Source organism: Hyphomonas sp., assembly GCF_046313735.1.
In the GTDB taxonomy this organism is placed as follows: domain Bacteria; phylum Pseudomonadota; class Alphaproteobacteria; order Caulobacterales; family Hyphomonadaceae; genus Hyphomonas.
In genome coordinates this window covers 1,878-21,907 of sequence record NZ_JBKBXW010000009.1, presented here as the reverse complement: position 1 = coordinate 21,907, position 20,030 = coordinate 1,878, and the positions used below count along the sequence as shown (strand labels likewise).

Annotated in this window: 19 protein-coding genes; 10 read left to right on the top strand and 9 right to left on the bottom strand. The window is 62.6% G+C overall.

The features are described from left to right. Positions 1-5 precede the first annotated feature (5 nt). Both gltB and ACK4SV_RS06070 read right to left on the bottom strand, forming a co-directional pair. Positions 6-4,547, bottom strand: coding sequence for a glutamate synthase large subunit (gene gltB, locus ACK4SV_RS06075; protein WP_409916915.1), 4,542 nt, complete (start codon positions 4,545-4,547; stop codon positions 6-8). A 5-nt stretch (positions 4,548-4,552) separates the two neighbouring features. Beyond that, on the bottom strand, positions 4,553-5,998 hold the full coding sequence (locus ACK4SV_RS06070) for an NAD(P)-dependent oxidoreductase (protein ID WP_409916914.1): 1,446 nt from the start codon (positions 5,996-5,998) through the stop codon (positions 4,553-4,555). Between the two features lie 234 nt (positions 5,999-6,232). On the opposite strand from ACK4SV_RS06070, the gene ACK4SV_RS06065 reads away from it, so the two are divergent. Then, positions 6,233-7,087, top strand: a complete 855-nt coding sequence (locus ACK4SV_RS06065) for an undecaprenyl-diphosphate phosphatase (protein WP_409916913.1) — start codon at positions 6,233-6,235, stop codon at positions 7,085-7,087. 18 nt (positions 7,088-7,105) lie between these two features. On the opposite strand, the gene ACK4SV_RS06060 is transcribed toward ACK4SV_RS06065, so the two are convergent. Both ACK4SV_RS06060 and ACK4SV_RS06055 read right to left on the bottom strand, forming a co-directional pair. Continuing rightward, complete coding sequence (locus ACK4SV_RS06060) at positions 7,106-8,095, bottom strand: complex I NDUFA9 subunit family protein (protein ID WP_409916912.1); 990 nt, start codon at positions 8,093-8,095, stop codon at positions 7,106-7,108. 110 nt (positions 8,096-8,205) lie between these two features. Further along, positions 8,206-8,829 carry a J domain-containing protein gene (locus ACK4SV_RS06055; protein ID WP_409916911.1) on the bottom strand — a complete coding sequence of 208 codons (624 nt, stop codon included), beginning with the start codon at positions 8,827-8,829 and terminating at the stop codon, positions 8,206-8,208. Positions 8,830-8,860: 31 nt separating this feature from the next. Between ACK4SV_RS06055 and ACK4SV_RS06050 the strand changes: the two genes are divergently transcribed. Beyond that, the gene (locus ACK4SV_RS06050) at positions 8,861-9,136 is read left to right on the top strand and encodes a BolA family protein (protein ID WP_409916910.1); all 276 of its coding nucleotides are present in this window, start codon (positions 8,861-8,863) and stop codon (positions 9,134-9,136) included. A 7-nt stretch (positions 9,137-9,143) separates the two neighbouring features. Here ACK4SV_RS06050 and ACK4SV_RS06045 read toward each other — a convergent pair whose 3' ends face one another. From ACK4SV_RS06045 to ACK4SV_RS06035, 3 genes are read right to left on the bottom strand one after another with little or no spacing between them, the layout of a single operon-like run. Then, a complete protein-coding gene (locus ACK4SV_RS06045) occupies positions 9,144-10,409 on the bottom strand; it encodes an HlyC/CorC family transporter (protein ID WP_409916909.1) in 1,266 nt (421 codons plus the stop codon). An 18-nt stretch (positions 10,410-10,427) separates the two neighbouring features. Continuing rightward, a complete protein-coding gene (gene aroB, locus ACK4SV_RS06040) occupies positions 10,428-11,558 on the bottom strand; it encodes a 3-dehydroquinate synthase (protein WP_409916908.1) in 1,131 nt (376 codons plus the stop codon). Further along, on the bottom strand, positions 11,555-12,115 hold the full coding sequence (locus ACK4SV_RS06035) for a shikimate kinase (protein WP_409916907.1): 561 nt from the start codon (positions 12,113-12,115) through the stop codon (positions 11,555-11,557). Before ACK4SV_RS06035 ends, aroB begins: the two co-directional genes overlap by 4 nt. 106 nt (positions 12,116-12,221) lie before the next feature. On the opposite strand from ACK4SV_RS06035, the gene ACK4SV_RS06030 reads away from it, so the two are divergent. The 3 genes from ACK4SV_RS06030 to ACK4SV_RS06020 all read left to right on the top strand — a co-directional run bounded on the left by ACK4SV_RS06030 (position 12,222) and on the right by ACK4SV_RS06020 (position 13,673). Further along, the gene (locus ACK4SV_RS06030) at positions 12,222-12,359 is read left to right on the top strand and encodes a hypothetical protein (protein ID WP_409916906.1); all 138 of its coding nucleotides are present in this window, start codon (positions 12,222-12,224) and stop codon (positions 12,357-12,359) included. Positions 12,360-12,404: 45 nt separating this feature from the next. After that, positions 12,405-13,346, top strand: coding sequence for a tyrosine recombinase (locus ACK4SV_RS06025; protein ID WP_409916905.1), 942 nt, complete (start codon positions 12,405-12,407; stop codon positions 13,344-13,346). 93 nt (positions 13,347-13,439) lie between these two features. Further along, complete coding sequence (locus ACK4SV_RS06020; RefSeq protein ID WP_409916904.1) at positions 13,440-13,673, top strand: hypothetical protein; 234 nt, start codon at positions 13,440-13,442, stop codon at positions 13,671-13,673. 11 nt (positions 13,674-13,684) lie between these two features. Here ACK4SV_RS06020 and ACK4SV_RS06015 read toward each other — a convergent pair whose 3' ends face one another. Further along, complete coding sequence (locus ACK4SV_RS06015) at positions 13,685-13,846, bottom strand: YqaE/Pmp3 family membrane protein (protein WP_409916903.1); 162 nt, start codon at positions 13,844-13,846, stop codon at positions 13,685-13,687. A 133-nt stretch (positions 13,847-13,979) separates the two neighbouring features. Between ACK4SV_RS06015 and ACK4SV_RS06010 the strand changes: the two genes are divergently transcribed. The 3 genes from ACK4SV_RS06010 to ACK4SV_RS06000 all read left to right on the top strand — a co-directional run bounded on the left by ACK4SV_RS06010 (position 13,980) and on the right by ACK4SV_RS06000 (position 16,052). Then, positions 13,980-15,035 (top strand): HpcH/HpaI aldolase/citrate lyase family protein, encoded by a 1,056-nt coding sequence (locus tag ACK4SV_RS06010; RefSeq protein WP_409916902.1) that lies wholly within the window; start codon positions 13,980-13,982, stop codon positions 15,033-15,035. An 82-nt stretch (positions 15,036-15,117) separates the two neighbouring features. After that, positions 15,118-15,543, top strand: coding sequence for a hypothetical protein (locus ACK4SV_RS06005; protein ID WP_409916901.1), 426 nt, complete (start codon positions 15,118-15,120; stop codon positions 15,541-15,543). Continuing rightward, a complete protein-coding gene (locus tag ACK4SV_RS06000) occupies positions 15,540-16,052 on the top strand; it encodes a GNAT family N-acetyltransferase (protein ID WP_409916900.1) in 513 nt (170 codons plus the stop codon). The genes ACK4SV_RS06005 and ACK4SV_RS06000 overlap by 4 nt, the downstream gene beginning before the upstream one ends. Here ACK4SV_RS06000 and ACK4SV_RS05995 read toward each other — a convergent pair. Beyond that, the gene (locus ACK4SV_RS05995) at positions 16,040-17,782 is read right to left on the bottom strand and encodes a putative bifunctional diguanylate cyclase/phosphodiesterase (RefSeq protein ID WP_409916899.1); all 1,743 of its coding nucleotides are present in this window, start codon (positions 17,780-17,782) and stop codon (positions 16,040-16,042) included. The genes ACK4SV_RS06000 and ACK4SV_RS05995 overlap by 13 nt on opposite strands. Positions 17,783-17,927: 145 nt before the next feature. Here ACK4SV_RS05995 and hisB point away from each other — a divergent pair, with 145 nt between their 5' ends. Continuing rightward, positions 17,928-18,524, top strand: a complete 597-nt coding sequence (hisB, locus tag ACK4SV_RS05990; protein ID WP_409916898.1) for an imidazoleglycerol-phosphate dehydratase HisB — start codon at positions 17,928-17,930, stop codon at positions 18,522-18,524. A 774-nt stretch (positions 18,525-19,298) separates the two neighbouring features. Further along, a complete protein-coding gene (gene hisH, locus ACK4SV_RS05985; RefSeq protein ID WP_409916897.1) occupies positions 19,299-19,922 on the top strand; it encodes an imidazole glycerol phosphate synthase subunit HisH in 624 nt (207 codons plus the stop codon). Positions 19,923-20,030: the final 108 nt, after the last annotated feature.

Here is a 20,030-nt window from a genome sequence, read left to right as displayed (position 1 = left end):
AAGGATCAGGCCCGTTCGGCTTCCTTCCGGCGGGCAGTGTCGCCTTTGCCTTTCAGAAGAAGGGCCGCGATTTCCTTCGGCACGACCATCAGTGTCTGGCTGAGCGTCGTTTCCCAATAGTCAAGGCGTTCCTTGCCCCGCACTGAACCGGTGCGGCGGACATGTTCCTCAAGCAGGGCGCGCGCCTCGCCGATATGCTCGGCCGGCATTTCGGCCAGCGGATACCAGTCAACCGAGTCCGGGTTCACGACCCGCTCGAAACGGTCTGAAGGATCCCAGATGAAGGCTGCGCCGCCCGTCATGCCGGCGCCGAAATTGTCGCCAACCGAACCGAGAATCAAAGCTCTTCCACCGGTCATGTATTCGCAGCCATTGGCGCCGCACCCTTCAACAACCGTCTTTGCGCCGGAGTTGCGGACCGCGAAACGGACACCTGCTGTACCTGCTGCGAACAGTTTTCCCGAAGTGGCGCCATAGAGGCAGGTATTGCCGATGATCGCATCGCCGACCGCCGCACGCCGGTCACGCGGGCGCGGCGTGACGACAATCGTCGCACCGGAGAGGCCTTTGCCGACATAGTCGTTCGCGTCGCCTAGAACCTCAAGGAGCAAGCCCTGGACACTGAACGCACCCAGCGACTGTCCAGCCGATCCTTCCAGCCGGATGTGCAAGCGGCCTTCCGGCAGGGAATGCATCCCGAACTTACGGGTAATGCGCGAGCTCGCGCGCGCGCCGATGGCCCGCATCGTGTTCTGGACGCCGTATTCGAGCTGCATCTTCTCGCCGCGCTCGAAGAAGGGTTCGGCATCGCGCAGGATCTGAGCGTCCAGCGTATCTGGCACAGGTTCGCGCCGGTTCGGCTTGTAGACAACCGGGCTGTCGGTATCGACCTGGACAAGGAGCGGGTTGAGATCGAGGTCGTCGAGATGGGTCGCGCCGCGGCTGACCTGTTTCAGGAGGTCCGTGCGACCGATGGCTTCATCGAGCGATTTCAGGCCGAGAGAGGCGAGTATTTCGCGGACATCCTCAGCGATGAAACTCATGAGGTTCACGACCTTGTCGGGGTTACCCGTAAAGTGTGCACGCAACGCCTCATCCTGCGTACAGACGCCGACCGGGCAGGTGTTCGAGTGGCACTGGCGCACCATGATACAGCCCATTGCGACGAGCGAGGCTGTGCCAATACCATATTCCTCGGCGCCCAGCATGGCCGCGATGACAATGTCACGGCCCGTGCGCAGGCCACCATCCGTACGCAAAGTGATCTTGTCGCGCAGATTGTTGAGGGAGAGCACCTGATGGGCTTCCGCCAGGCCGATTTCCCAGGGGAGGCCAGCATACTTGATTGATGTCTGCGGGCTCGCGCCCGTGCCGCCGACACCGCCGGCGATCAGGATGATGTCTGCCTTCGCCTTTGCAACGCCGGCCGCGACCGTGCCGACGCCGGACTGAGCGACGAGTTTCACGCAGACCCGGCAATCCGGGTTGATCTGCTTCAGGTCATAGATCAGCTGGGCGAGGTCTTCGATGGAATAGATATCGTGATGTGGCGGGGGCGAGATCAGCGTCACGCCTGGCGTTGCATGGCGCAGCTTCGCAATCAGTTCCGTGACCTTGAAGCCCGGAAGCTGGCCGCCTTCGCCCGGCTTTGCGCCTTGAGCCACCTTGATCTCGATTTCACGGCATTCATTGAGATATTCCGCCGTCACACCAAAGCGGCCGGAGGCGATCTGCTTGACCGCAGAGTTCATGTTGTCGCCGTTCGGAAGCGGACGGTAACGCGCGCGGTCCTCACCGCCTTCTCCGGATACGGACTTTGCGCCGATGCGGTTCATGGCGATGTTCAGCGTTCCGTGCGCCTCTGGCGAAAGCGCTCCGAGCGACATGCCCGGTGTGACGAACCGCTTGCGGATCTCATTGATCGACTGAACTTGAGACAGCGGCACGGCCGGTCCAGCGGCCTTGAAATCCAGGAGGTCTCGCAACTGTATCGGGTCACGGTTGTGAACCGCATCGACATATTTCCGGTAGATTGAGTAGTCGCCCCGGTCGCACGCCGCCTGAAGCGTATGGATCAGGTTGCCATCAAGGGCATGAGGTTCATCCGACGCCCGCAGACGATAGAACCCGCCGACAGGAAGCGAGATGACGTCCTCATCAAAAGCCTTCTGATGCCGGACAAGGGCGTTTTCTTCGAGGCCCGCGAGGCCGAGGCCGGAAATGCGGCTGGACATGCCGGGGAAGTAATCCGCGACCAATGCGCGGGAGAGCCCGAGCGCCTCGAAATTGTATCCTCCGCGGTATGACGAGATGACGGAGATACCCATTTTCGAAATGATCTTGAGAAGACCCGCCTCAATGGCTTCCTTGTAATTCTGCACGGCTTTTCCGAGCGACATATCGCCCATCAATCCGCGCGCATGGCGATCAGCAATCGCATCCTGAGCGAGGTACGCATTCACGCAGGTCGCACCAACGCCGACCAGAACCGCAAAGTAATGCGTATCCAGACATTCAGCGGACCGGACCGTGATGGAGCAGAATGTCCGCAGCCCTTGAGCAACCAGGTGGGAATGAACAGCGCCGGTGGCGAGAACCATCGGGGCGGCGATCCGGGTGGCCGACTGGTGTTCGTCCGTCAGGATGATGTGTTCGCGCCCGGCCCGGACTGCTTCTTCAGCCTCGCGCCGGATACGTTCCAGCGCAGCCTTGAGCGCTGCGCCTTCGGAAGTCACATCTTCGGCGGCAAATGTGCAGTCGATGATTTCCGTGCCGACGCCGAGCCGTTCGATAAGACGCTCATACATGCCGGTTGTCAGCACCGGGCTTTCGAGGACAAACACTTCCTGCTGGGATTTGTCTGTATCCAGAACATTTCCGAGGTTCTTGAAGCGGGTGCGAAGGCTCATGACCCGGCCTTCCCGCAGCGGGTCAATCGGCGGGTTGGTCACCTGGCTGAAATTCTGGCGGAAGAAATGGCTCATCGGGCGATAGGCGGATGTCAGCACTGCCGGCGCTGTATCATCACCCATGGAGCCGACTGCCTCCTTTGCCCCCTCTGCCATCGGCGCAAGGATCAGTTCGAGCGTTTCGAGCGTGAAGCCTGCGGCTGTCTGGCGCCGCAGCAGGTCCTCACGTCCGAACAAGGCCGGTTCCGGCCCCGGTCCGATTTCCGGCTCAAGTTCAACGACCGCCTGCAGCCAATCTTCGTAAGGGGCCTGAGCGGCAAGGTAATCAATGATTTCCCGGTGGTCGTAGAACTTGCCTGTCCCGAGATCGGCCGCAATCATCCCGCCGGCGGGGATGGATCCCCGGCGCGCGATTTCATGGTCACCCAGCGGGCACATGCCGGTTTCCGAGCCGACTGCCAGGATACCATCCGTCGTCAGAGCATAGCGCAGAGGCCTGAGGCCATTCCGGTCCAGGCCTGCAATCGCCCAACGCCCGTCATAGGCGGCAATAGCAGCCGGGCCATCCCAGGGCTCCATCACCGAATTGCAGTAATCATACAGCGCGCGGTGCGCCACCGGCATGACCGAGTCCCGTTTCGACCAGGCTTCCGGAATAAGCATCGCCTTGGCCATCGGGGCCGGGCGTCCTGATTTACACAGAAGTTCGAAGACTGCGTCCAATGCTCCGGAATCGGATGTTCCATCCGGGATCACGGGCTTCAGGTCCTGCGTATAATCACCGAACGCCTCAGAGACCATTCGGATCTCGTGACTCTTCATCCAGTTGCGGTTTCCGCGCAGCGTGTTGATTTCACCATTGTGGGCGATCTGGCGGAACGGCTGCGCAAGCGCCCATTGGGGAAAGGTGTTGGTGGAATATCTCTGGTGGTAGATCGCAAAGGCCGAGACAAAGCGCGGGTCGCGCAGGTCGAGGAAGAAATTGTCGATATCCTGCGCAAGGAACATGCCCTTGTAGATCAGGGATTTATGGCTGAGCGAACAAACATAGAAGGAAGGGATCGCCGCTTCGCGGGCGCGACGTTCGATCCGCCTTCGGCAGATATAAAGGGCGCGTTCAAGCTCCTCGGGCGTCCGGTTGCGGGCATCGCGGAACATGATCTGTTCGATGGCCGGGCGCGTGTCCTTGGCCTTTTGCCCGATGACTGACACATCGACCGGCGGCTGGCGCCAGCCATAAATGTAAAAGCCTGAGTTGAGCACTTCGCGCTCCACCAGGGTGCGCCCGGCCTCCTGCGCGGAGAAATCCGTCTGCGGAAGGAATATCTGGCCAACACAGATCCGGTCATCGGTCGGGCTATGGCCCGTACGGCTGACATGCTCGCGGAAGAAATCCTGCGGCACATCAAGCCGGATACCGGCGCCGTCCCCGGTCTTGCCATCTGCATCGACTGCGCCGCGGTGCCAGACATTCTTGAGCGCCTTGATACCCATTTCCACGATCTCGCGGCGGGGCTTGCCGTCAAGCGCCACAACGAGACCAACGCCGCAGGCGTCGCGCTCATCGTCGGGGTTATAGGCATTCGCCTCGATCAGCCGCTGGCGGTTCTGCTCATACTGTTTCACATAATCAGACATCTGATTTACTCCGCCGCCACTTTCGCTGCCGCATCTGCGGCCTTCATTGCCTTGTGCATTGCTTCGGCCGCGTCCCGGCCATCCTTGATGGCCCAGACCACCAGCGAGGCGCCGCGCACGATATCCCCGGCGGCATAGACGCCCGGCAGACTGGTCATCATCGTCGCATAGTCGATGCGCACGGCGCCCCACCGGTTGACCGTGAGGGCCGGCTCATTGAACAGAGCCGGCAGGTCTTCCGGGTCAAAGCCCAGCGCCTTGATCACCATGTCGGCCTTCAGATCGAATGTTTCCCCGGTTTTCACAGGCGCCTGACGGCCGGAGGCATCGGGTTCTCCGAGCTTCATCCGGCTTGCCCGGACTGCCTTCACCTTGCCGGCCTTGGTATCGAGAATCGATTCCGGATTGGCGAGCCACTCGAAGACAACGCCTTCTTCCTCGGCATTCTGCACTTCCCGCTGGGAGCCCGGCATGTTGGCCCTGTCCCGCCGGTAGACGCAGGTAACCGATTTTGCGCCCTGGCGGATTGCCGTTCGCACGCAATCCATGGCGGTATCACCGCCGCCAATGACAACGATCCGTTTGCCTGCAGCATTGAGCGCGCCGGATTCATATTCCTCCACGACATCCCCGAGGCCGACCCGGTTGGACGCGGTGAGGTATTCGAGCGCCGCGAAAACACCATCTGCGCCGCTGCCGGGACACTTCAGGTCTTTCGCTGCATAAACGCCGGTGGCGATCAGCACTGTATCATGTTCAGCGCGAAGCTCGGAGAGGCTCCTGTCGACCCCGATGCGGGTGTTGAACCGGAACGTAATCCCTGAGTCCTCCAGCCATTTGATCCGGCGCTCGACGACATCTTTTTCAAGCTTGAAACCGGGAATGCCATAGATCAGCAGCCCCCCTCCCCGGTCATAGGCATCATAAACGGTGACCTGGTAACCCTTGCGGCGGAGTTGTTCCGCAGCAGCGAGCCCTGCCGGGCCAGCGCCGATTATGCCGGCAGACTGGGCGCGTTCCCGCATGGGCTTGATTGGCTGAACCCAGCCTTCGGCCCACGCGGTATCCGTGATGTGTTTCTCGATTGAGCCGATTGTCACTGTGCCATGGCCAGATTGCTCGATCGTGCAGATACCCTCGCACAGCCGGTCCTGAGGGCAGATGCGGCCGCAGATCTCCGGCATGTTGTTGGTTGCGGATGACACCCGCCAGGCCTCTTCCATGCGGCCTTCAGCGGCGAGCTTCAGCCAGTCCGGAATATTGTTCTGGAGCGGACACCCTTGCTGACAGAACGGCACCCCGCACTGTGAGCAGCGACTGGCCTGTGCCTCTGCGGCCTCGGGCGTGTAGCCCGCATAGATCTCGCCGAAATCAGACGCGCGTTCAACAGGCGGGCGTTTCGCCGGCATTGCCCGCGAAACCTTTGTGAACTGGAGCATTTTTTCCGCCATTTCCGTCCTCCTGAACGCAGCCGCATGGCTTTAGACCGGCGGAGCGCGCCGGGGAAGCAGCTTTTATCAATTATAATATCTAATTGATATCTGACTTGCAGATTTTCCTCACTGCCGGCGCGCAGCCGAGCTTCGGTGCTTACTCATAATATCAACTTGATACTTTAATTTGACCCTGCCAACGGCATCCAAATTGCTTTAACCGCAAGGTCTCCAGAAAAAGTTGGCCGTTGCATGTCCCTGATACAGCTGATCCTTATTGCCATCGTCCAGGGCGTGACCGAATGGCTGCCGATTTCGTCATCGGCGCATGTGCTGCTCGCATCGGATTTTTTCGGTGTCACCGGACGGGATGAATTGCTGATCAACGCGATCTCGCATTCCGGAACTCTGGTGGCGATGCTGATCTATTTCCGTAAGGATGTCAGCGCGGCAATCTTCGGGAGTTTCGAACTGGCCCTCGCCCCTGTGCGGAAACCCGCTTCGCTTTCGCGCGGCGCCCGGCTCGCGCTCTGCATCCTGGTTGCAACGCCTTTTGCGATGATTGGCGCGCTTCTTTATGACCGGCTGGCCCCGGAAGTATTCCAGACGGGGATGCGCACCGTCTATACCGTCGCCGCCGCCACGATTTTCTTCGGTGCGCTTCTCTGGTGGGCCGATGTGAAGGGCGGCCGCACCCGCACCGAAGCCGACATGACCCTGCGCGACGCCATACTCATTGGCGCCACTCAGCTCATCGCGGTGATCATCCCGGGCACAAGCCGATCCGGCATCACCATGACCGCCGCGCGGGCGCTCGGCTATGAGCGTACCGAGGCGGCGCGCTTTGCCATGCTGATCGGTGCGCCGCTGCTGGCGGCTGTCAGCCTTTATGGGATCCTCGGCCTCATGACATCTGACGGCGAGTCGGTCCTCACGTTCACCGACGGCCTCATTGTCGCGGCATTTTCCTTTGTCTCAGGATACGCCTCGATCGGACTGTTGATGACCGTTGTCCGGCGGATGAGCTTCCTGCCTTTTGTCATCTACCGGCTGGCGCTGGGCGTGCTCTTGCTCCTGACGTCCCCGTTCGTCATGGGTTGGTTCTGAGCAGGCAACGAGGGCGCCTCAGGCCTCGCGGGCTTTGTGGAACTCGCCATAGGGTCGGAAGCGCCACAGATAGGATGGCACAATCGCCTCGACGGTTTCCGGGCGCGTGATGCCAAGGTCTGCAAGGCCGGGATGATCGCCGGATACGACGTTGTCTTTTGTGAGCATCTCAATCTGCGCGCCCGTAATCGGCGGAGCGCCAAATAGGCCCCAGGAGAACGGCGGCACAAAGCGCCAGACCGCACCAGCGATATAGGCCGCAGGACGGATCGCGAAAAATGGCACCGGCACCTTGAACCGCGGACGATCAATGGTCTTCAGGATGATATCGAAAAGCTCATTGAAGGTGTAGCTGCGCGCGCCGCCGAGTTCAAAGGTCTTCCCGGAAATGTCATCCCGCGTCACCGCTGCAGCAATTGCCGCCGCCACGTCCCCGGCAAAAACGGGCTGGAACTTGGTTCGGCCGCCGCCAATGGCCGGCATAACCGGCGCGAACCGCGCCATATTGGCGAACCGGTTGAAGAACTGGTCCTCTGGCCCGAACACAATGGAAGGCCTCAGAATGACCGCCGAGGGGATAGCTTCCCTGACCGCTGCTTCAGCAGCTGCCTTGGTGCGCCCGTAGGGCGATTTCGACTGAGGATCGGCGCCAATGGCAGACACCTGTACAAACCGCGTGATCCCTTTTTCTGCCGCGATCCTCGCGAGCAGCCCCGCCCCGTCGGCCTGCTCACCCTGATAGGTCTGGCGGCCCTTCTCAAACAGGATGCCGACAAGGTTCACCACCGCATCAGCGCCGTCCAGGGCGCGCTCAAGCGAGGCCCGGTCGCGAATGTTGGCCTGCACCACATCAACCCAGCCGGGCGGCCCGGCGAGGCGCACATCAAGAGCCGCATGTACCCGGCGGCAGGCGACCCGGACCCGCCACCCCTGCTCCACGAGCGCGCGGGCCGCATAGCGCCCGATAAATCCGGATCCGCCGACAAGCGTGACGAGGCCCTTGTTCATGTCTGCCTGTTCCCATTCTGGCCAGTCTGGCCGTGAGTAGATCTTTCGCGCCTTTCACCACACCTCGCGGGCACATGTCCATGCGGCGATGGCGCCCCGCAGCGCAGTGGTCAGGCTTTCATCAGCCCCGACGCCTTGAGCAGCTTGCCTGCCCGCAGAACCCGCGCGAGCTTGTGCTCACTCGAGCGGTCGCCCTTGTTGGAATCCGGGTGGAACCGGCGGACATATTCGGCATAGCGCGCCCGGATTTCGGCAGACGTTGCGTCAGCCTCAAGATCCAGCTCTTTCAGGGCGCGAATCTGCAGGCTGGAGCGATGGGCCGCCACCCGCGCTTCAGCCGCTGGCGTGTCGTCCATGTCAAAAAAGCCCCGGCCGGACCATTTGCGCGGGTCGTTCATCTGAGCCGCCTTCTGTCCGCCAACCGGCCCGGCCCCGAAGCGCCAGGTCCGTTTGTGGCCATAGCGCTCGGCGCGGAGGAAAGCGGCAGCCTCGCTCTCCGTCATCCCCTCAAAGAAATTGAAACCCCGATTATACGCCGCCGCATGGCCTTCGCAGAACCAGCGGCGCCCTTTTCCGCCGGGTGCCGGCGCGGGGTGAGCGCCCTCAAGGTCGCATCCCGGCTGTTCGCAGACACGCGTGCGCTTCGCCCGCTGACGAGAAGCCTCGTCGGCGGGAGGGTTCACACGTATATCGGTGAACTTGACGCGGTAGATGAAACGCTCTCCGTCGGACATGGGCAGGGATAATAAGGAGCGCCGGGTAAAGATGCCACAACCAACTGACAGGCTTTCGCGGATTGAAGAAGTGCTAGCGGTCGCTTTCGAGCCTGTCTTGTTGACCGTAAAGGACGATAGCGCCGCCCATGCCGGCCATGCCGGCGCAGCGCCCGGCGGGGAGACCCACTATTCTGTCGAAATCGTCGCAGAGGCGTTTGCCGGCCTGTCGCGCGTCCAGGTGCAGCGCGCTGTCATGATAGTGCTGCAGAAGGAGTTCGACACCGGCCTCCACGCCCTTTCCCTGAAAGCACGCGCCCCGGATTGATCGGCCCTCAGGCGGGGTCTTCGGCTTTGGAGACGTTGAGCCCGGTCACTTGATTGCGTTGCCGCCTGAGGATGTTGAACCTGTAGCCGTGAAAGACGAAGCTCTGGCCGGGCTCGGGGATTGTCTGCGCCTCATGAATGACCAGTCCGGCGACTGTAACAGCCTCCTCGTCCGGCAGGCTCCAGCCAGTTGCCCGGTTAAGGTCGCGGATCGGCACCCAGCCATCCACATTGACCGACCCGTCCTGCTGGGGTCGAACACCCTGAACCTGAACATCGTGCTCGTCATGGATCGCGCCGACGATCTCCTCCAGGATATCCTCGAGCGTGATCAGGCCTTGAAGCTCACCATACTCATCGACGACAAGCGCAAAATGCTGGCCGCGCGACAGGAACTGGTCGAGTTGTTCCTGCACCGGCGTCGTTTCCGGAACGAACCAGGGCTGGCGAAGGATCGTTTCGAGATCGAGCTTTGAAAGGTCACCGCCCAGCGGCAGGGCCGCGCGCAGCAAATCCTTTGCGTGGAGGATGCCGATGATCTCCTCCTTCTCGCCGCGATAGAGCGGCAGGCGGGTATGGGGGCTGGACAGGGCTTTCATCACCAGCTGCCGCCTGTCCATATCCGCATCCAGCATCTGGATGTTCTTGCGGTGGATCATGACGTCCTCAACGAGGAGGTCTTTCAGGTCGAGCGCGCCGACGAGGCGCAACTTGTCGGCCATGCCCACCCCGCCTTCAGCGGCATGCAGATCAATCGCTCCGCGAATCTCGTCCTCCGCAGACAGAGGGTTCGCGGGCGCGCCCACACCAAGCAGGCGAAGAAACACTGCGACAATCCACTGAATGACCTTAATGACCCAGGAAGCCGAACGCACAAGCAGCAGGATCGGCCCGGCAACTGTCAGCGCGACTGCGTCCGGCCTCGAAATGGCATAAGTTTTTGGCAGAACTTCCGCAAAGATCAGCACCAGGACGGTCATGACGAGCGTGGCGATCGCCAACGCCTCACCCCCAGGACCGAACATCATCGTGAAAAGCGAAGTGGCGAGAACAGAAGCAAGAATATTGACGACATTGTTGCCAAGCAGGATTGCGCCGATGAAGCTCTCACGATTGGCAATCAATTTGTTTACGGTCTGCGCCCGGCGGTTACCCTCCTTTTCAAGCGCGTGCATCCGCGCGCGGGACGCCGCTGTCAGCGCGGTCTCGGATCCCGAGAAGAAGGCTGAAATCATCAGTAGGCAGAATATGGCGGCTGCGTATCCGGCAATCATCTCTTGTTCCCAGCTGGCTCACTTGGCCCCGGATATTTCGCGGCCGAGGAATTCTTCCACAGAAGAAAGATCTGCATCAGGATGAACAAACGCTGCGCCAATACGGCGCGCGAGAATCAACGGAACGCGTCCGCCGCGCGCTTTCTTGTCCTGCTGCATGAGGCTGGCGAGCCGTTGCGGCGCGAAGCGCTGCAGGTCCCAGCCCGCAAGAGAAACAGGAAGCCCGCTGGCGCCCAGCATCCGGGTTACCTGCTCCGCATCGGCGGCGGGCGTGAGTCCCTGCGCCGCGCCATACCTGAAAGCGAGCGCCATGCCGAGCGCGACGGCTTCGCCGTGCAGGAGGTCGGGCCCATAATCATTGGCGGCTTCAAGCGCATGTCCGAAGGTGTGACCGAGGTTGAGCAGCTGGCGCACCCCCGATTCTGTTTCGTCCTCCGCCACGATGGCCGCCTTTGCGGCGCAGGAACACGCAACCGCATGGCGGATAGCTTCCGGCTCAAGGCCGAGCACATCGCTGCCCTTTTCGGAAAGCCATTCAAAAAAGGCAGCATCATTGATCAGGCCGTATTTGACGATCTCGGCATAACCGGCTCTCAATTCGCGTGCAGGCAACGTGGCGAGCAGGCCGGTATCGGCGATCACGAGCCGGGGCTGGTAAAAAGCGCCAATCAGGTTCTTGCCGCTCGGTGTGTTGACGGCTGTTTTTCCGCCCACAGAGGAATCGACCTGGGCGAGCAGCGTCGTCGGCACTTGCACAAACCCCATCCCGCGCTTCATCAGGCTGGCCGCCAGGCCGGCCATATCGCCGATCACACCGCCGCCGAATGCGATCAGGATGTCTCCCCGGTCCGCGCCGCCCGCAAGCAGCCAGTCGAGGACAGCTTCCAGCTGGCTGAAGGTCTTGGTTTGCTCCCCTGCGGGCACCGCCATCCAGTCCAGCGCGATCCCGGCGCTGCGGCATACGTCTTCCAGCGCGCCGCGATGGTGCCGCATCACGGTTTCATCGGTCAGGACAAAGGCTCTCGGCCGCTTCAGCATGGGCGGCAGGCGCCGGCCGAGTTCGGCAAGCGCCCCTGCGCCAACGACAATGTCATAGGAACGCGCACCGAGATTGACGCGCACCGTTTCCAGCGATGAGGCAGTGATCATGACGGGGTCCAGGTCTGAAGGGCTTTCAGGATCGCGTTCACAGTTTGCGCATGAGGTCCGTCCTTTGAATGGACGGTCAGGTCGGCCTGCGCATAATAGGGCTGGCGTTCAGTCACAAGGTTCGTCAGGTGCGCTTTGGCGTCGGGCCGGTGCAAGAGCGGGCGGTCTTCACGCTTCTGGACGCGGCGCCAGAGGGTCTCGAGGTCCGCATTCAGCCACACCGTGACGGCACGTTCGCGCATCAGGGCGCGGGTGTCAGCATCAATGAACGCCCCTCCCCCCGTTGCCAGGACGTGCGGAGGCCGCTCGAGCAGGCGGCGGATGACCTGTTTCTCTCCCCGGCGAAAATCAGCTTCCCCGTGCAGGGCGAATATGTCCGGAATCGACAAGCCGGCTGCTTTTTCGATTTCAGCGTCGCTATCGAAGAATTCGCGGCCAAGGCGCTCTGCAAGACGCCGCCCGACTGTCGATTTTCCTGCCCCCATCAGACCGACAAGCGCAATTGTGCGCCCCTGATAGGGCGGCAGAGAACTCGGAGGGTCTGCGTCAGACGGCATAACTACTTCTTACCCGGCGTTGCGCAGATATCCTAGGGGTGCCACATAAGCAGCCAGATCGGCGGGCAGAATCAGCCTGTGACTTGAACCAATCAGGACCAGCTTCATGCGCAAATACCTCATCCTGTTCCTTGTCGCGGTCGTCGTTATCGTGGGCGGTATGTGGTGGCTCGGGCAGCGCGCTGCCAGCAATGCCCCGCCGGAAGGCGAAATTCGCATACCCGTAGAAGGCGTTTTCAACTAGCTCTTTGTTCATGCTGCCTTAAAGCGGCGCGCCTAGTCTGGCGTCATGAGTGATCGTGCACGCATCGGGGCCTTCCTTGAGATGATGTCTGCGGAGCGGGGCGCCAGCCCGCACACGCTGGATGCGTATGGCCGGGACTTGCTGGATGCATCGGAGTTCTGCGGAGGGGGGCTGACCCGGGCGAGCGCACCGGACCTCGCCGGCTGGCTGTCGGACCTTGCTGCGCGCGGCATGGCGCCGTCGACCCAGGCAAGAAAGCTCTCCGCCGTGCGCCGCTTCTTCCGTTTCCTTTTCCAGGAAGGCGACCGAACGGACGACCCCACCGCCCGGCTTGATGGCCCCTCACCCGAGCGGGAAGTACCGGATGTGCTGAGCCGGGAAGAAGTCGCCCGCCTGATCGAGGCTTGCGGCAGGGATGCCCGCCTGCGCTGCCTCGTGGAGCTGCTCTATGGTGCCGGGCTGCGCGCCTCCGAACTCGTCTCGCTACGCATGGGCAACCTCCCGAGGCGCAAGAGTGGCCAATGGCTATCCGCGGACATAATCATCCGCGGAAAGGGCGGGAAAGACCGGCTTTGCCCGCTCGGCCGGGAGGCCCTTAATGCCCTAGCTGCATGGCTTGCAGACCGTGAGGCTGCCCTGCCCGTCACGCCGATCCAACGCACTCGGGCCGACCTGTTCGTCTTTCCGTCGCGCGGCAAGGACGGCCACCTGACCCGCCGGCGCCTTGGCCAGATGCTCGAGGAGCTTGCGCTGAAGGCCGGCCTGCGGCCCGACCGTGTGTATCCGCACGCCCTGCGGCACGCCTATGCCACGCACCTACTGCAGGGAGGCGCAGACCTTCGCAGCGTCCAGACCCTGCTCGGCCATGCCGATATCGCCACCACGCAGATCTACACCCATGTGCTGACGGACGAGCTGGCCGAACTCCTCGAGACCGCGCATCCGATGGCGGCTGCGGGAGGTTTTCCTGGCCGCAGGCGGCGATAGCGCCGCACCGTATTTGCGCCCTTGCACGCTACCGGACGCCGTCCGATATTGGGCGGGCCAGCACATGCTGGTGTTCCAGCTTCGGGGTCTCTCATGGGCCGCTTTTTCCGTGCCCTCATCGCAACTGTTCTTCTCGTTGAAATCGCAGCGATTTTTCTTGGAACATCCATCTGGGCGTTCCTCTCGGAACTTCATGCAAGCCTGCCGGTGATCATCGGCGCCGAAGTGGTCGCAGCGGTGGGCGTGGCCGTTCTGGCGGTCATCATCTTCCGTCGCGCCATGGCATCCGAGCAGCGGATCGAAGCAGGCATACCGTCTGAAGGCTGAGGCTCACCCATTCAGGCGACGGAAGTGCCTGACCGGGTGTTCACCCAAAAGGCGTGAATAACGCCCGGCAGCCAGCCGATCAGTGTCAGCAGGATATTGAGCAGCAATTGGAGGCCCAGGCCTTCCTTGACCGCCACCGCGACGGGCGGAAGGAAAATGGTCAACAGGATCATTACAAGCGACATGGCTGAGCCTCCTTAAACTGTCGCTAGGTCAACGCGTGGCGGCGCGGGTCGTTCCCCCCGTCGCAGTTTGACGCGCTGCAGCATTCTGGCTAGGCGATGCGCTTCGGGAGGAAGCCAAGCCATGTCACAGAAAACGCCGCGTCAGTTTTTCAAGCCGCTTGCCATCGGGGCGCCGGAGCCATTCCGGGACCTGCCAGTCCGGCTGGAGCGGATGATCCACTTCGTTCCCGGGCATAATGAGAAAATCCGGCCAAAGGTGCCGGATATGGCGAAGCAGGTGGATGTCCTGCTTGCCAATCTTGAGGATGCCATTCCCTCCGATGCGAAGGACGCAGCGCGTGCGGGCGCGGTTGAAATGGCGAACATGATAGATTGGCAGGCTTCCGGCACGGGTTTCTGGAGCCGGGTGAACTGCATCAACTCCCCCTGGTTCCTGGATGATGTAACGGATTTGGTCCTCAAGGCCGGCCGGCAGCTGGACGTCATCATGCTGCCCAAGGTCGAGGGACCCTGGGACATTCACTATGCCGACCAGCTGGTTGCTCAGCTGGAGGCCAAGGCCGGGCTGAGCCGACCCATCCTCTTCCACGCGATCCTCGAAACCGCAGAGGGCATGGCCCGCGTCGAGGAGATTGCGCTCGCCTCCCCCCGGATGCAGGGCATCTCGCTCGGACCGGCGGACCTTGCGGCTAACCGCAAGATGAAGACCACCCGCGTCGGCGGCGGGCACCCCTTCTACCGCGTCCTTGAAGACCCGCACGCCGATGGCAGCCCGCGCGCAAACGCTCAGCAGGATCTCTGGCACTACACAATCGCAAGGATGGTCGACGCCTGCCGCATGGCCGGGATCAATGCCTTCTATGGCCCGTTCGGCGATATTGCAGATCTGGATGCCTGCGAACAGCAGTTCCGCAATGCCTTCCTGCTCGGCTGCGCGGGGGCATGGAGCCTGCACCCGAACCAGATCGCGATTGCCAAGCGCGTGTTCTCGCCGGACCCTGACGAAGTCAGATTTGCCCGGAAGATCCTCGCCGCCATGCCGGATGGGTCGGGTGTCGCAATGATCGACGGCAAGATGCAGGACGATGCCACCTGGAAACAGGCGAAAGTCATCTCCGACCTCGCCGACCTTGTCGCTTCGAAGGATCCGGATCTCGCCTCGGCCTATTCAGCTTGAGCCCTATTCTTGAGAGCCGTGCGCGCTGCTATGGTCCGTATGCAAACAGCTATGGATGACAACGAGCGGAAAGGTGCCTGCAATGCGCAAACTGATGGCTTCGTCGCTGCTGGCCCTGTGGCCGATCATGCTTCCGGTTCATGCCGATGAGGCCTGGAGCACCCCGATCGGAGAGGTCATCTATGAGGCAGACCTGCCGGATGGCCGGGCCGTGTTTTCATTTCCGGGCGAAGGCGGCGCACGGCTGATAGCCATATTTGACGGCCTTGCCGGCGTAACGTCCGGCCGGGGATACCATGCCGGGGTGTGGGTTGACCCGGATGCGGGCACCGAAGGCCCCTGCCCGGCAGCTATGGTTGACCCGCTCTCAGGCAGGACCAGTCATGCCTGGGGCCAGATGGACCTGATATTCACCGAGCCTGACTCGCCGGGTGGCTGGGTGGCCTTGCGTGGCAGCTGCTTTGATGCGGCAACGGACTATCTAATCGGGACTCCCCTGACCGAATGAACGCGCCGATTCTTGAAACCGAGCGCCTGACGCTGCGCGGCGCCAAAGCTGAAGACCTCGATGCTGCCGCCGACATGTGGGCGAAAGAAGACGTGACGCGCTTTATCGGCGGCAAGCCCCGGGCGCGCCAGGATGCCTGGTTTGCGCTGCTGCGCGGCGCCGGACTGTGGACATTGCGGGGCTTCGGCTACTGGGTCGTCACAGACCGCAAGACAGGCGCGTTTCTCGGAGAGGCGGGTTTTGCGGACTTCCAGCGCGGCCTGCCGCCGGAACTCGTCAGCGGCGCAGAGGCCGGCTGGGCTTTTGGCCCGTCGGCGTGGGGGCGCGGCATCGCGACCGAAGCAGTGCAGGCGATGCATCAATGGCTCGACCGGACTTTGGCAGAACCGAGCTGCTGCGTCATCGAACCTGGCAATCAGGCGTCGATCCGGGTTGCCGAGAAAACTGGCTACACCTGCACCGGCAAGACACTGCTGAGCGGGACAGAAGTCTTGATCTATTCCCGTTGAGCCTGAGCGCCGCCAGACCGCAATTCGTCATTGGCGCCCAGCGGCTTCCAGGCCCGAAGCAGGTCGAGGAAAGCCTGATCCGGCAGGCCAGGACTGTAAAGGAAACCCTGCGCCATGGTGCAACCGCGCCGGCGCAGGAAATCCGCCTGCCGTGTCGTCTCGACGCCCTCTGCCACTGTCTTGAGGCCCAGCGTCTCGGCCATGGCGAGGATCATTTCCACGATCGCGGGCGCCTGGCGATCCGTCTCGAGCGCCGAGACGAACTGGCGGTCGATCTTGAACACGTCGAATGGCAGCTGGGTGAGCATCGCGAGGTTGGAGTGGCCGGTGCCGAAATCATCAATCGCAAGCTTCGTGCCCATCGCGCGGAGCGGTGATATGAACTCGGCAACCCGCGCGGGGTCCGACACCGCCATGCTCTCGGTGATTTCCAGCTCCAGGCGCCGGGGATGGAGACCCGAGCGCTTGAGCGCGCTCATCACGATTTCGGTCAGGTCGCTGCGCTGGAACTGGCTGGGCGAGACGTTGACGGCCACCGTCACATCATGCCCTTCCAGCTCCCACACACGCCCGGCTTCACAGGCTGCTTCAAGGATCTGCCGCCCGATTTCATCAATCAGGCCGGCCTCCTCGGCAACCGGGATGAAAGCGGCCGGGGAAATCAGCTTGCCATTGGCCCGCCGCCAGCGCGCAAGCGCCTCGGCGCCCACGATCCGGCCTGTGGCAAAGTCGATCTTGGGTTGGAACACGGCCTTGAATTCGCGGTTCTCGACCGCCTCGCGCAATTCTGCCTCGAACCGGTAGCGGCCCTGAACAATCCGGGTGAGGCGCGGCGTGAAGAAGCGGAAGCCCGACTGGGATTCATTGCGCACGAGCCGGAGCGCGAGTTTCGCGTTCTGGATCAGCTTTTGCGGAGAATCGGCATCTTCCGGCGCCATAACGATCCCGCCCGACAGCGACATGGTCACCGGACGCCCCTGGACTGTGAATGGCTCGGCAAAAGCGTTCCGGATCGCCCGGGCGATGGCGATGACGTGCTCGCGGCTGACAGCATCCGGCATGTAAAGGGTGAACTGATCGGCTGACAGCGCCGCAAGCATCGAGCCGCGAAGTGCTGCTGCAGACGGATCAGGCACATCGCTCAGCGCGCGCGTAATCCGCTGCGCAGCCAGATAGATGAGCGAGTCCCCATAGGTGACACCCACCTGCTCCACCAGATGAGCGAAGCGGTCGATGTCCAGCAGCATGAAGGCAGCAGGCCGCTCGAAACTGGCCATCGGGAGGGAGTCTGTGATCCGCTTTTCTGAAGCAACCAGGTTCGGCAGGCCGGTGCGGGCGTCGCGATAGGCGATCTTGCGGAGCGCCTCATTCTCGCGGCGAAGTTTTCTGACAGCGCGGGTCGTGGCAACGCGCAGGCGCCGGAGTTCCGGGAACTGCAGGCTGCGCAGGTCCGCATCCGTATCGCCGCGCGTCGTCATCATATAGTTCGTGAAACGAAGGAAGACGCCCTGCAGCGGCCGCGCCAACAGGTAACAGAAACAGGCCGAGACCAGGATTGTCCCGACGAGCAGGGCGATAACGACGGGAACGGGCAAGGAAAACCCAAGCGGTTCGCCGTTGGCCCGGGTGCGGACGAACACTTCGACCGCGACAATGATCACGAACAGAACGGAGGACAAAAGCCCGCCTGCAATCCCCGCAAAGGCCGGGATCGTAAGACTGCCGGTCAAACGGCCAAGGAGTGTGCCTTGTTTCACAACTGTCCCGGACGGGCCTCTGATCAATAACGCCCGCTGACACTGACCCATAGATGTTTAGGAATCCGTGAACAGGGATGTGCTAGCTGTATGGCCAGCAACGGATTATATGGCCGCCATGACCCAGACCCGCTCCGCAGATGTGACCCGCAAGACCAAGGAAACGGACATTTCCGTCTCCGTGACCCTCGATGGCACCGGCAAGGCCGATATCGATACCGGCATCGGCTTCTTCGACCATATGCTCGACAGCCTGGCGCGCCACTCTCTGATGGACCTGACCGTCCGCTGCAAAGGCGACCTGCACATCGACATGCACCATTCGGTGGAAGATACAGGCATTGTCATCGGCCAGGCGATTGCAAAGGCGCTGGGCGATTTCGGCGGCATAACGCGCTTCGGCCATGCCTATATCCCGATGGACGAGACCCTGACGCGGGTGTCGATAGACCTGTGCAAGCGGCCGTATTTTGTCTGGAAGGTGCATTTCTCGCGCGACAAGATCGGCGAGATGGATACCGAGCTCTTCAAGGAGTTCTTCCATGCCCTGGCCGGCAATGGCGGCATGTGCCTGCACATAGAGAACATCTACGGCGAGAACTGCCACCATATCGCCGAGAGCTGCTTCAAGGCCACCGCCCGCGCCCTGCGCACCGCCATCGCCATCGACCCGCGCCTCGGCGGCAAGCCGGCGAGCACCAAGGGCAGTCTTTAGGGTTCCTCCCCGGCGCCATCCCTGACGGGCGACACGACCCGGAACCTGGCGAGCCCTTCGCCAGCGGCCCGCAAGCCGAAGACGTCGCTTTCGCCGCAACTTGAGCACGCGGCCACGTACACCCGCACGACATCGACGTGCAGGTCAAAGACAGCCCCAGCCGTCAGCTGGCCCCAGAAATCCATCTCTGGCTGGTCCCCGAAACGCCCGGTCCGAAACGGCCCCGGCCGGACTAGCAGCCCACCTTCCGGAGGCATTCCGGGGTCATACCCCGCCGAATACATTGTTCGGCCACCATACACGTCTTTCGGTTCATAGGCATAGCTGAGGTTCGCGACGCCATCCTGCGGCTCGCCGCAGCGCACGCAGCGCCCGGCCGCCACTGCGGCCAGAGGCGGCGACCTCGATATGCCCGAGAATTCGCCTGCACGCGCAGGGTCGAATGGTTTCGGGGGCGGGCCTTTTCGCACCATATACGGCGGTAACGGCACAGGAGCCGGTTTCTGAGCGGGGCTGCTGGCTGGGGCCTGGGCCGCGCCTTTTCGATGGAATGCTTGAGGCAAACGATGCCCGCACGTCTCACAGTAATTGGCTGGAAGCACCTGCAGCTGTGAGCAAGCCGGACAGGGCAAGGCGCGTGGAATCGGGTCTTCGGGAGTATCCATACCCTTCAAGGCGCAGGAATTCGCCGATCCGGGTCAGCGCAGCATCTCAGGCCAGCAACTCTACCGGGGCATAATTGCCATGGCCCACCGCCGCCGCTAAGAGCGCGCCATGACGCGCGTCGCCCTGATCGATTACGGCTCCGGCAATCTCCATTCCTGCGCGCGCGCCCTCGCCGCCGCCGCAGGCGATGTGACCGTGACGGCCGACCCTGACACCATCCGCCGGGCCGAGCGGATCGTGCTGCCGGGTGTCGGCCACTTTGCAGACTGCGCCGGCGCGCTGCGGGCCATCCCGGGCATGGTGGACGCGCTGGAGGAGGCCGTGCTGCAAGGCGGGCGGCCCTTCCTGGGCATCTGTGTCGGGATGCAGCTGATGGCGGACATTGGCCTGGAGGACGGCGAGACGCGCGGCCTCGGCTGGATCCATGGCCTCGTCGAGGGGCTCACCCCCTCCCCCGGCCTGCCTGTGCCGCATGTCGGCTGGAACGCGCTGCGCCTGCCCCGGCCCCATCCTGTGATGGCCGGCCTCGGCGACCAGCCGCACGCCTATTTCACCCATTCCTACGTTTTCCGCCCCGAGGATGAAGGCGAAGCCGCCGCCTGGTGCGATTATGGCGGCCCCTTCGCGGCGGCGGTCGCGCGCGGCAACCTCATCGGCACGCAGTTCCACCCCGAAAAGAGCCAGCGCGTCGGCCTGACGCTGCTCGCCAATTTCCTGCAATGGAGGCCGTGAAGCCTGCCGCGACCCGCTCCTCCCCCGCTTGCGGGGGAGGTGGCCCCGAAGGGGTCGGAGGGGGAAGCCACCTCCACCTGCCCCGAATTGGCCCCCCCGCCGGGGAAG

What these genes read in the sequence shown, in the direction of transcription:
- ACK4SV_RS06070 (WP_409916914.1), bottom strand. Translation starts at nt 5,998, where the DNA reads ATGGCGGAAAAAATGCTCCAGTTCACAAAGGTTTCGCGGGCAATGCCG.
- ACK4SV_RS06050 (WP_409916910.1), top strand. Translation starts at nt 8,861, where the DNA reads ATGCCACAACCAACTGACAGGCTTTCGCGGATTGAAGAAGTGCTAGCG.
- gltB (WP_409916915.1), bottom strand. Translation starts at nt 4,547, where the DNA reads ATGTCTGATTATGTGAAACAGTATGAGCAGAACCGCCAGCGGCTGATC.
- ACK4SV_RS06000 (WP_409916900.1), top strand. Translation starts at nt 15,540, where the DNA reads ATGAACGCGCCGATTCTTGAAACCGAGCGCCTGACGCTGCGCGGCGCC.
- aroB (WP_409916908.1), bottom strand. Translation starts at nt 11,558, where the DNA reads ATGATCACTGCCTCATCGCTGGAAACGGTGCGCGTCAATCTCGGTGCG.
- ACK4SV_RS06025 (WP_409916905.1), top strand. Translation starts at nt 12,405, where the DNA reads ATGAGTGATCGTGCACGCATCGGGGCCTTCCTTGAGATGATGTCTGCG.
- ACK4SV_RS06035 (WP_409916907.1), bottom strand. Translation starts at nt 12,115, where the DNA reads ATGCCGTCTGACGCAGACCCTCCGAGTTCTCTGCCGCCCTATCAGGGG.
- ACK4SV_RS06005 (WP_409916901.1), top strand. Translation starts at nt 15,118, where the DNA reads ATGCGCAAACTGATGGCTTCGTCGCTGCTGGCCCTGTGGCCGATCATG.
- hisH (WP_409916897.1), top strand. Translation starts at nt 19,299, where the DNA reads ATGACGCGCGTCGCCCTGATCGATTACGGCTCCGGCAATCTCCATTCC.
- ACK4SV_RS06030 (WP_409916906.1), top strand. Translation starts at nt 12,222, where the DNA reads ATGCGCAAATACCTCATCCTGTTCCTTGTCGCGGTCGTCGTTATCGTG.
- ACK4SV_RS06045 (WP_409916909.1), bottom strand. Translation starts at nt 10,409, where the DNA reads ATGATTGCCGGATACGCAGCCGCCATATTCTGCCTACTGATGATTTCA.
- ACK4SV_RS06010 (WP_409916902.1), top strand. Translation starts at nt 13,980, where the DNA reads ATGTCACAGAAAACGCCGCGTCAGTTTTTCAAGCCGCTTGCCATCGGG.
- ACK4SV_RS06015 (WP_409916903.1), bottom strand. Translation starts at nt 13,846, where the DNA reads ATGATCCTGTTGACCATTTTCCTTCCGCCCGTCGCGGTGGCGGTCAAG.
- hisB (WP_409916898.1), top strand. Translation starts at nt 17,928, where the DNA reads ATGACCCAGACCCGCTCCGCAGATGTGACCCGCAAGACCAAGGAAACG.
- ACK4SV_RS06055 (WP_409916911.1), bottom strand. Translation starts at nt 8,829, where the DNA reads ATGTCCGACGGAGAGCGTTTCATCTACCGCGTCAAGTTCACCGATATA.
- ACK4SV_RS06060 (WP_409916912.1), bottom strand. Translation starts at nt 8,095, where the DNA reads ATGAACAAGGGCCTCGTCACGCTTGTCGGCGGATCCGGATTTATCGGG.
- ACK4SV_RS06020 (WP_409916904.1), top strand. Translation starts at nt 13,440, where the DNA reads ATGGGCCGCTTTTTCCGTGCCCTCATCGCAACTGTTCTTCTCGTTGAA.
- ACK4SV_RS06065 (WP_409916913.1), top strand. Translation starts at nt 6,233, where the DNA reads ATGTCCCTGATACAGCTGATCCTTATTGCCATCGTCCAGGGCGTGACC.